Here is a 261-nt window from a genome sequence, read left to right on the forward strand (position 1 = left end):
GCTCGGGAGTGATCCCGTCAACAAGCATTCCGGTCGCTCTGTGCAGGAAGGCGCTGTTTTTGATATCAACAAGGTGTTTTTGCAGGGAGAGAATACTGTTTCGCCGGGCCTGATCGGCAAGAAACAAGACCTGCATGGCGGCATTACTTGGCATTTCCGAATGATAGATCGCTGCCTTGACCATGGTTTTCTGGGCCCTGACAATTTCATCAAAAGTAAATGATGTTGTCGTGACCAGAAACGTCCCGCCAATAACAATGA

General features: G+C 49.0%; 1 pseudogene. It reads right to left on the minus strand.

Annotated elements, in window-relative coordinates:
* Positions 1 to 261, minus strand: a pseudogene (locus O4G74_RS16180) (flagellar motor protein MotA); the annotation flags it as partial.

Source organism: Henriciella marina, from assembly GCF_027213945.1.
Classification (GTDB): domain Bacteria; phylum Pseudomonadota; class Alphaproteobacteria; order Caulobacterales; family Hyphomonadaceae; genus Henriciella; species Henriciella marina_A.